Genomic DNA, 9,968 nt, shown 5'->3' on the forward strand with positions numbered 1-9,968 from the left:
ATGAGCGAACGGGCGGGCGGTTCACGCGGAGCGGTACGCGGTCTCGAGCGCGGCGCGGACCTTCGCGGCGCTGGTGCCGCGGGTGAAGGAGGTGCTGGTCGCGGTGATCAGCGGCTGGGCGGCGGCGGGCGGGACATACACATCGGGCAGCAGCGCCTGGCTCACCGTCGAGCCCAGCCGCTGGGCCGCGGCGACCAGCGGGAAATCGGTGCTGACGGTGCCGGAGCGCAGCGCCATGTCGCGGCCGCTCTCCTTGATGAACCGGGCGACGGTGTCGGGCCGGTACATGAAGCGCAGGAACTTCTCAACGGCGTCGATCTTCTTGGTGCCGTTCGGGCTGATCCAGAACCCGATCAGGGTGTAGGTGCGCAGGATGGTGGGCTTGTCGTGCGCGGCGCCGTCCGCCAGCGGCCACCCGCCGACCTCGGTGTGCCGGGCCACCTTCGGCGGCACCTTGGCCAGCGCCGAGGACATCGCCGACTCGATCGCCGCGGCCTGCGTGTTGAACTGCGTGGTCATCGAGTCCGAGGTGAGGCCCTGGGCCTTGTCGGCGAAGACACCCGCGTCGCGCAGTGTCACGAAGTACTCGATGCCCTCCCGGGCGCCCTTGCCGCCGAAGTCCCCCGTGGAGTAGGCGTGCCGGGCCTCGTCCTCGGTGAGGAAGGTCTGGATGATCTGGGCGAGCAGCTTCTGCCCGGTCCAGTCGTTGCCACCGACGGTCACGGGCGCTATCCCCTTGGCGCGCAGCTTGCGGGCCGCGGCGATCAGCTCGTCGCCCGTGGTGGGTATCGCGTCGACGCCCGCCCGGTCCAGCAGGGCCCGGTTGTAGGCGATCGGCCAGTTGGTGGCGAAGTAGGGGAAGGCGCGCACCCGGCCCTTGGCGTCCGTCCACTCGGCGAGCGCCTGCGGGAGCACGCGCCGGCGCAGCCCCCAGTCGTCCAGGTAGCCCTTGACGTCGACCGTGGCGCCGACGTCCGTCCAGGCCAGCGTCTTGTCGTAGAGGTTGACCATGACGACGTCCGGCTCCTTGCGGGCCAGCCGCGAGGTCTCGTAGACCTGCGCGAGGTCGTCGCCGTTGATGAGGTTCTTGACCTTGAGTCCCGGATTCTCCTCGCGGAACCGGTCGAGGGCCGCGAGGTAGGTGGGCGATCCCGGGGCGGTGGTGCCCAGCTGACTGTGCACGACGAGCGTATCGGGATCGGAGTCCGCCCCGGTGAGTGCGGAGCAGGCGGAAAGGCCGGGCAGGACGGTCGCGGCGGCGAGGCCGGAACCGGCGGCGAGGAAGCCGCGCCGAGTCAGCGGTGAGTGCACTGCGGGGGTCTCCAACCAGGCGGTTAACGAGTGGTTAATCGATCTACCTCGAGGGTGGGAGGAATGTAGGAGCCACTTCGCCTCTGGTCAAGCCCTTGAGGCGGGCAGCGCGACCGATAACACGTCATCACGGCACCGAAATTTTTCGGAGACTGGTGGGACGAGATCCTTTGCGCTGTCGATGACCGTGCACAGGCACCGAAGAGCCACAGATCAGGGGAGAAGCGGCACCAGCACCGGCGAGAGTTTCTACCGGAATCATTCCGGAAGATGCGTTGACGTTGCATCGGCCGCGCAGCATACTCCGCATCGATCGTTGCCCATCGGCACACCACTGCCACCCGCACCCCGGAGAAGGGACAGCAATGGTCATCGATTCCCGTCAGGCCCGTCAGGAGTCCGGAAATCGCCATGCTCGGTTACGCGTCCGAAGGGCGTTCAGCCTCGGTGTCGTCGGCCTCCTCACCGCGGCCGGTGTCCTGACCCTGTCCGGTCCCGCCAGCGCCGCGAGCACCCTCGGCGGCGCGGCGGCGGCCAAGGGCCGCTACTTCGGTGCCGCCGTGGCCGCCAACCACCTCGGCGAAGCCCCGTACGCCACCACGCTGGACACCGAGTTCAACGCCGTCACACCCGAGAACGAGATGAAGTGGGACGCCGTCGAAAGCTCCCGGAACTCGTTCAACTTCGGCAGCGCCGACCAGATCGTCGGCCACGCCCAGGGCAAGGGCATGAAGATCCGCGGCCACACCCTGGTATGGCACTCCCAACTGCCGGGCTGGGTCGGCGGTTTGAGCGCCAACGAGCTGCGCTCGGCGATGAACAACCACATCACCAAGGTGATGCAGCACTACCAGGGCAAGATCTACGCCTGGGACGTGGTCAACGAGGCGTTCCAGGACGGCAACAGCGGTGCGCGGCGCCGTTCGCCGTTCCAGGACAAGCTCGGCGACGGCTTCATCGAGGAGGCGTTCCGCACCGCGCGTGCGGCCGACCCCGGCGCCAAGCTCTGCTACAACGACTACAACACCGACGGTCAGAACGCGAAGAGCAACGCCGTCTACAACATGGTGAAGGACTTCAAGGCGCGCGGTGTGCCGATCGACTGCGTCGGCTTCCAGTCGCACTTCAACAGCCAGTCCCCGGTCCCCGGTGACTACCAGCAGAACCTCCAGCGCTTCGCCGACCTCGGCGTCGATGTGCAGATCACCGAGCTGGACATCGAGGGCTCCGGCTCGGCCCAGGCCGACAGCTACCGCCGTGTCACCCAGGCGTGTCTGGCCGTGTCCCGCTGCACCGGCATCACCGTATGGGGTGTCACCGACAAGTATTCGTGGCGCGCCAGTGGCACCCCGCTGCTGTTCGACAACAACTACGCCAAGAAGCCCGCTTACTCCGCGGTGCTCACCGCGCTGGGCGGCACCAGCGGTGGTGGCGGAGGCGGCGGCAAGTCGTGCACCGCGTCGTACTCCGAGACGCAGCGGTGGGGCGACCGTTTCAACGGCAAGGTGACGGTGACCGCCGGAGACTCCGCCATCAGCGACTGGACGGTGACGGTGACCGTGCGTTCCGCGCAGAGCGTCTCCACCGCCTGGAGCGGAAGTCCCAGCTGGGACAGCAGCGGCAAGGTCATGACGATGAGGCCCAGCGGCAACGGCAACCTGGGCGCCGCAGCGGCCACCAGCTTCGGCTTCACGGTCATGGCGAACGGGGACTGGTCGGCCCCCACCATCGGCTCGTGCACCGCCTCCTAGGGGGAGGGACCATATGCGGCTCCGCCGTGTGGTCCGCCGGACACCCGTAGCCGACCGGCAGGGGACCACACCCACACTTCAGGAGGGACCATGACCGGACGCGGAAAGGCCGCGGCAAGACGCCTGGGCACAAGAAGCACCGGGAGAGCGCGGCGGTTCGCACTCGTCGCCGCGGCCACGGCCGCCCTGGCGGGGTTCTCCGCCGCCCCGTCCCCCGCGGCCACGCACGGCGCGGCGCACACCGAGAGGGCCTGGGCCGACTGCCCCAATGGATACGTGGGTCTGACGTACGACGACGGGCCGAATCCGGCGTCGACCCAGGCGCTGCTCAACGCCCTGCGGGCGGGCGGCGCGAAGGCCACCTTCTTCATCTGGGGGCAGCACGCCGACCAGTATCCGGACCTGCTCAGGGCCGAACAGGCGGCGGGCATGTGGATCGCCAATCACACCACCTCGCACCCCCATCTCACCCAGATCGGCGAACCCGCGGCGTACAACGAGATCGCGGGCGCCCAGAACACCGTCCGGCGCATCACCGGACAGACACCCACCCTGTTCCGGCCGCCCTACGGGGAGACCAACGCGCAGGTCAGGGCCGATGAGGCCCGTCTCGGGCTGACCGAGGTGCTGTGGAGCGTGGACTCCCAGGACTGGAACGGGGCCAGCACGCAGCACATCGTCCAGGCCGCCGCCACCATGCGGGCGGGCAGCATCATCCTCATGCACGACGGCGGGTACCAGACCACCGTCGGCGCCGTGCCGCAGATCCTCAGTGGGCTCGCGGCACGCGGGCTGTGCCCCGGCAGGATCACCGCCGGGGCGGGTGGCGGCGCGGTCGTCACGGCTCCCTGAGCGCCGTATCCGGCTGACCGCTTCCGGCCGCGTCGCGCGGCAGCGGCCGCGGGCCCGTCCGAGTGTCCGCCGCGCCACCGGCGCCCCCGTGTTCGCCACCGCGGTAGGCGGTGCGCGACGGGGGCGCCGGCAACAGGCGCTGCAGCAGCGGGCCGGCCATCATCGTGGTGACCACGGCCATGGCCACCATCACGGTGAAGACGCGGCCGTCGATGACGCCGAGGCCCAGGCCCACGTTGAGCAGGACGAGTTCGGTGAGCCCGCGCGCGTTCATCAGCACGCCGAGGGTGACGGCCTGCCGTGGAGTGGCCCCGGTGATCCGGGCGGCGGCCGCGGCGCCGAGGAACTTGCCCGCGCAGGCCACGACGAGCACGGCGAGCAGCATGGCCAGGCCCTGGCCGCCGAGTCCCTGGAAGTCGACGGACAGCCCGGTGACGGTGAAGAAGACCGGGAGCAGCAGCAGGCTCGACTGCTCGATGCGCGCGGGCACCTCCGGAGCGTGGGTGTCGAGCCGGCGGCGCGGTACGACGGCGCCGAAGGCGAAGGCGCCGAACACGGTGTGCAGTCCCATCGCGTCGGTGGCCCAGGCCGACAGCAGCAGGCCGCTGAAGACCACGCCCTGGACCAGGGTGCTGTCCCGGTTCCAGGGCCGCTCGGGCGCCAGCAGCCGGCGCAGCGCGGGCTTGACCACGTACAGCATGCCGAGGATGAAGAGGGCGGACAGCAGCGCCATCCGGGCGAGCGGCCAGGAGCCGTCGGCGTTCACCACGACGACCACGACGGCGAGGATGCCCCACGCCAGCAGGTCCTGCAGGGCGGCGCAGGCGAGCGCCATGGTGCCGATGCGCTCCCGGGCCAGACCGTGGTCGGTCAGGATGCGGGCGAGCACCGGGAAGGCCGTGATGGACATGGCCGCGCCCAGGAACAGCGCCGGGCCGAGCAGCCCCGTCCGCCCTCGCTCGGTGAGGCCCCAGGACGCGAAGGCGACGGCCAGGCCCGTGCCCAGGGCGAACGGCAGGGCGACGGAGCTGAGCGAGACCGACACCACCTGACGTCCCCGGCCGCGCAGTTGCGCCACATCGAGGTGGTATCCCACCCCGAACATGAAGAGCACCAGGCCCAGTTGGGCCAGTAGCTGGAGGAAGGGGCGGGCCTGGTCGGGGAACAGGACCGCGGTCGGATTCCCGGGCAGCAGCCCCAGCAGACTGGGCCCCAGCATCAGGCCCGCGGCGATTTCCCCCAGCACCGCCGGCTGCCGCAGCCGCTGGGCGATCCGCCCGCAGACGACGGCCGCGGGTACGACCACGGCGAGGCCGATCAGCACATCACGGATGGTCTCTTCCAGCGCACTGCCACTCATGGCCATGGCCCTCCCCCGTCACCGGTTCCGCCCAGTCTCGGGGAGCCAACTCGGGTACGGAAATGCGCACTTGGACGCCTGGACGCGGTGGCCCGCCAACCACGTGCCACCACGGCGGCCGTGTGCGTACGCGTCCACCGCCCCCCGTATCGGGCAGCCCGGAGCCCGGCACCGGGACGGGGGATTCACCACGGTGCCGGGCGGCTCGGTTCAGACCGTTCGCAGCGCCTCCGTGGGTGGCATCCGGGCCGCCCGCAGGGCGGGCAGCAGCCCGGCGATGGCGCCGATGGCCACGGCCGCGCCGAGTCCACCCGCCCAGGCGAGCACCGGAACGACGGTCTCCCAGCCCTTGACGCCCGCGTAGACGAACGTCGCCAGCGTGCCCAGCACCACCCCGACCGCGCCACCGAGCATGGCGAGCAGGATCGCCTCGGAGAGGAACTGCAGCCGGATGGTGCCCCGGGTGGCGCCGAGCGCCCGCCGCAGACCGATCTCCGAGCGGCGTTCGAGCACGGAGATCACCATGGTGTTGGCGACGCCGATGCCCCCGACGAGCAGGGCCACCGCGCCCAGCCCGAGGAAGAGTCCGTCCAGCGCCGACCGCGCGGCGGCCCGCGCCTCGAGCGCGGCCGACGGCTGGGTGACGCTGACCTCGCTGGGGTTCTGCGGGTTGGCCGTGGCGGCCAGGACGTTGCGGACCTCCTTGACCTGGTCGGTGTCCGACCGTACGTACACCGTGGAGGGGTGGCCGTCGAAGTCCAGGTACTTCTTCGCGGCCTCGTAGCCCACCAGCACCGCCGAGTCGATTTCCGGTGTCAGCTTCGCGGGCTTGAGCACCCCGGACACATAGAACCACTGGCCGCCGACCCAGATGCGCATGCCCGGGTGGATCCGGGAGATGCCCAGCCGGCTGGCGGCGTCCCAGCCGAGGACGGCCACCGGTTGCCGCGCGGTGGCGGCGTTGAGGTATCTGCCCTGGGCCATCGAGGTGCGCACCGCGGCCGGGAGGCGCAGGCTGGCGGCGTTCACCGAGAGGGAGTTGGTGTTGAGGCTCGGGATGTGCGGGCTGCGGTACGCCTCGGCGTCGGTCTTGCCGGTGCTCTGCACCGCCTCGACCGGGCCGATCCGGGAGATCATGCCCGGCGCCTCGATGGGGAGTTTGGCGTCCCCGCCGCCCAGCGACTGGCCCGGAGTGACCTTCAGCAGATTGGTGCCCAGCTTGTCGATCTCGGCGAGCAGCCCGGCCTGCGAGGAGGACGACAGCCCGAGCACCGCCACCATCGCGGCGACGCCGATGGCGATGCCCAGCGCCGACAGCGCGGCCCGCATCCGGCGGGTGCGCAGTCCCACGCTGGCGGTCCGGCCCAGGTCGGCGGGGTGGAGCCGGCCGGGGGCGGTGGCCGTGGAGGTCATGGCAGCCGCCTCTCGGTGTCCAGCGGGTCCTCCGCCGACATGACGTCCGCGACGATGTGGCCGTCGAGCACCTCGATCCGGCGTGGCAGCCGGGCGGCCAGCTCCCGATCGTGGGTGATCATGACGATGGTGGTGCCCTCGGCGTTGAGCTCCTTGAACAGCTTGAAGATCGCGGCGCCCGCGACACTGTCGAGGTTGCCGGTGGGCTCGTCGGCCAGCACGATCGCCGGGTCACCGGCCAGGGCGCGGGCGATCGCGACCCGCTGCCGCTCACCACCCGACAGCTGCGACGGCCGGTGGTGGATCCGGTGGCTGAGACCGACCCGGTCCAGGGCCACGGCGGCCGCCGACAGCCGCGCCGGGCGCCGGACACCGGAGTACAGCATCCCGTCGGCCACGTTCTCCAGCGCCGTGGCGTGTTCGGCCAGGAAGAACTGCTGGAAGACAAAGCCGATCCGGGTGGCGCGCAGCCCGGCCAGCGCCCGGTCGGACATCGCGGCCACGTCCTCCCCCACGACCCGTACCGTGCCGGAGGTCGGCCGGTCCAAGGTGCCCATGACCTGCAGCAGGGTCGACTTGCCGGAGCCGGAGGGGCCCACGATGGCCACCAAATCGCCCCGGTGGATGGTGAATCCGGCTCCGTCCAGCGCCACGACCGGGGAGGCGCCCGGGTAGACCTTGGTCACCTCCTCCAGTTGCAGCACCGCCTCGCCGGTGGTGCGGACATCGACCGGCCGCGTCTCGGTCTCCACGCCGGTCATGAGGCGGGCACCGCGATCTTCTGGCCGACCTCGAGCCCGGCGCCGCTGACTTCCACTTTGCCCTCGCTGTCGTCGAAGATCCCGGTGCGCACCGGGATCAGCTTGTGCTTGCCGCCCGCGTCGACGACCTCGACGGCGTAACCGCCTCCGCCGAGCGCCAGCAGCGCGTTCACGGGCACCGACAGCACGTCCTTCACCGTGTCGGAGACGATGGCCACCTGGACGGGCGCCTGGTCGAGCCCGCCGGTGGCCTTCGGGTCCTTCGGCTTGATCTGCACCTCGATGGTGGTCTTGTCGTCGACCTGCTTCGCCACCTTCCCCACCGATGACACCTCGCCGTCGGTCGACTTGCCGTTGGGAAGGGTGATGGTCACCTTGTCGCCGACCGCCACTCCGGTCTGCTGGCTGGCGTTGAGCTCGACGGTGACCTGCCGCTTGGTCGAGGAGACCTGCAGCACGTTCTGCCCCTGCCCGGCCGGACCGCCGCGTACGGCCCCGGACTTGATGACCCGGACCTCCTCGGCGGGCAGGAACACGGCCTGCCCGAGCGACAGTTCACCCGTCTCCTTCAGGCCGACGTCCTCCTGGAGCTCCTTGAGGGCGTAGAAGGTCCGCATGCTGAAGAAGTCCGAGTCGGGGTCGATCTGCGCCTTGGTGGCGTACTTGAGGCTGACGAGCGCGGCGTTGAGCTGCCGCACATCGGCGCCCTCGGCGCCGTAGGCCAGATCGCGGTACACCGGTTCGGCGGCCCCCTGGAGCATCACCACCGGTTTGCCGTTCACGCGGTAGAGCACCTTGCCCTGGCTGATCACATCGCCCACGGCGGGCAGCTTGGTGATGGTGCCCTTGGCGTTGTTGACGACGTCGTAGGAACCGGCGTAGCCGAGCGTCCCGTTCTCCAGGGTACGGGCCGACAGGGAGCCCTGGGTGACCTTCGCCAGCCCGGTGGGGGCGCTGGTCCTGGTCGACGAGTCCTTCTCGGACTTCTTGAACGGATCGGTCACGACGACGCCCGCGCCCGCCGCGACCACGATCGCCACGACGACGATCGCGGTCAGCCCGCGCCGCTTGCGCCGCTCCGGTGGCGGCGCGCTCTGCCGCTCCGGGGGGCTCGCTTCCTCGTCCTCGGTCGGGGTCTGGGTCGCACTCACGCCGAGCCCCCACCGGGCTTGTTGGGCTCCATGTTGCGCAGGGACTCGGGCTGGTACTGCTTGCAGGCGTCCTCCGCCTTCTTGAACTGCGGAGTGGTCGGGTCGACCTCCAGCTTGAAGCCGCCGCTCTCGTCCGGGTCGGGGAAGCTGGGCACACCGTTCTTCCGCATGCACTTGGCGTACTTGAGCTTGTCCTCGGTCGGCCACACATCGCCCGGACCACCGCCACCCTCCTGCGGGGGCGGCGCCGGCATGAACTGCTTGCAGGCTTTCTCGGCCTTCTGGAACTCCGACGACTGCGGGTCGATTCCGGCGCCCATGCCCTCGCCGGGCTTCGGGTCCTTGAAATCGGGCAGACCATTCTTCCGCATGCACTCCGCGAATTTCAGCCCGTCCGCTTGTGTACCGGCCTCGGGCTTCTTGGACTGCGAGTTCTTCCCGGAGCCCACGCTGGCCACGCTCTTGTCCGGTTCGTCGTTGTCGCCACAGGCAGTGGCGAGCAAGGCGACCCCGGTCAGCAGCGCCGCCAGTGCGGTGGTGCGCCGCAGCCTCTTCTTGGGTGCGGCACTGCCATCCGACGGCCGCTCCGTGATAACCACCATGCCACTGTCCCCATTCCTTCGGGATTTCCTGTACCTCCTGTTTTAGCGAGGGGGCGGTTTCGCCGAGGTTTCAGTGGGGGTTACGGCCCGAGCCGCGCGGGTCCCGGCCCGCCGGGCATGCGGAAGCCCCGGGCCGCCGGACGGGTGGTCCGGCGGCCCGGGGCAGCGGCGGCACCCGGCAGGGCACCGCGCGGGGTTACGCCGGCCCCGGCGCCCCTGCGGGCAGGTGCTGCCGGCAAGCCTTGTGGGCGTTCCGGAACTCGGACGACTTGACGTCGATCCCGGCCTCCTCGGGGGCGAAGCCGCCGCCCTTCGGGGCGGGGAAGTCGGGCACACCGTTCTTCCGCATGCAGTCCACGTACTTCGTCAGATCGGGCATCCCACCGGGCGGCGGTGAGGCCCGGCGCCCTTCGGGCATCAGACGCTCGCAGGCTTTCTCCGCCTTCTTGTACGCGTCGCCCTTGACGTCTATGCCGCTGCTCGGGTCGAGCAGGATCGAGCCGTCCGCGGCGGGATCGGGAAAGTCCGGCACGCCATTGTCCCGGAGGCATTCGACGAAGGCCATGCTTTTGGCCCTCTTGTCCCCCGCCCCGGCGCTGCCGGAGGACTTCGGGGAATCGTCGGAGCCGAGCGCGAAACCCAATCCGCCCGCCACCATGGCAATCGCCAGGGCGGCGCCCAGCGAAACGAGCAGAATGCCTAATCTGCCGTGTCGGCGCGCGCCCTCGGGCGGCTCACCCGCGGCCGTGTTCTCCTTCTCGTCCATA

General features: G+C 70.5%; 9 protein-coding genes. 2 read left to right on the plus strand and 7 right to left on the minus strand.

Features of this window, described 5'->3' with window-relative positions; genetic code table 11:
* Positions 1-21: 21 nt before the first annotated feature.
* Positions 22-1,311, minus strand: a complete 1,290-nt coding sequence (locus ACZ6TD_RS09020; RefSeq protein ID WP_471352373.1) for an ABC transporter substrate-binding protein — start codon at positions 1,309-1,311, stop codon at positions 22-24.
* A 365-nt stretch (positions 1,312-1,676) separates the two neighbouring features.
* Here ACZ6TD_RS09020 and ACZ6TD_RS09025 point away from each other — a divergent pair, with 365 nt between their 5' ends.
* Positions 1,677-3,062 carry a glycoside hydrolase family 10 protein gene (locus tag ACZ6TD_RS09025; protein WP_471352375.1) on the plus strand — a complete coding sequence of 462 codons (1,386 nt, stop codon included), beginning with the start codon at positions 1,677-1,679 and terminating at the stop codon, positions 3,060-3,062.
* A 90-nt stretch (positions 3,063-3,152) separates the two neighbouring features.
* A complete protein-coding gene (locus tag ACZ6TD_RS09030; protein WP_471352377.1) occupies positions 3,153-3,914 on the plus strand; it encodes a polysaccharide deacetylase family protein in 762 nt (253 codons plus the stop codon).
* Here ACZ6TD_RS09030 and ACZ6TD_RS09035 read toward each other — a convergent pair.
* The 6 genes from ACZ6TD_RS09035 to ACZ6TD_RS09060 form a co-directional block, all read right to left on the minus strand.
* Positions 3,901-5,274, minus strand: coding sequence for a cation:proton antiporter (locus ACZ6TD_RS09035; protein ID WP_471352379.1), 1,374 nt, complete (start codon positions 5,272-5,274; stop codon positions 3,901-3,903). The two genes, ACZ6TD_RS09030 and ACZ6TD_RS09035, sit on opposite strands and share 14 nt — an antisense overlap.
* Before the next feature lie 210 nt (positions 5,275-5,484).
* Positions 5,485-6,687, minus strand: a complete 1,203-nt coding sequence (locus tag ACZ6TD_RS09040) for an ABC transporter permease (protein ID WP_471352381.1) — start codon at positions 6,685-6,687, stop codon at positions 5,485-5,487.
* A complete protein-coding gene (locus tag ACZ6TD_RS09045) occupies positions 6,684-7,448 on the minus strand; it encodes an ABC transporter ATP-binding protein (RefSeq protein ID WP_471352383.1) in 765 nt (254 codons plus the stop codon). Before ACZ6TD_RS09045 ends, ACZ6TD_RS09040 begins: the two co-directional genes overlap by 4 nt.
* The gene (locus tag ACZ6TD_RS09050) at positions 7,445-8,599 is read right to left on the minus strand and encodes an efflux RND transporter periplasmic adaptor subunit (RefSeq protein WP_471352385.1); all 1,155 of its coding nucleotides are present in this window, start codon (positions 8,597-8,599) and stop codon (positions 7,445-7,447) included. The genes ACZ6TD_RS09045 and ACZ6TD_RS09050 overlap by 4 nt, the downstream gene beginning before the upstream one ends.
* Positions 8,596-9,201, minus strand: a complete 606-nt coding sequence (locus tag ACZ6TD_RS09055; protein WP_471352387.1) for a hypothetical protein — start codon at positions 9,199-9,201, stop codon at positions 8,596-8,598. The genes ACZ6TD_RS09050 and ACZ6TD_RS09055 overlap by 4 nt, the downstream gene beginning before the upstream one ends.
* Positions 9,202-9,397: 196 nt before the next feature.
* A complete protein-coding gene (locus ACZ6TD_RS09060) occupies positions 9,398-9,967 on the minus strand; it encodes a hypothetical protein (RefSeq protein ID WP_471352388.1) in 570 nt (189 codons plus the stop codon).
* Position 9,968: the final 1 nt, after the last annotated feature.

This window comes from Streptomyces yongxingensis (assembly GCF_055597465.1).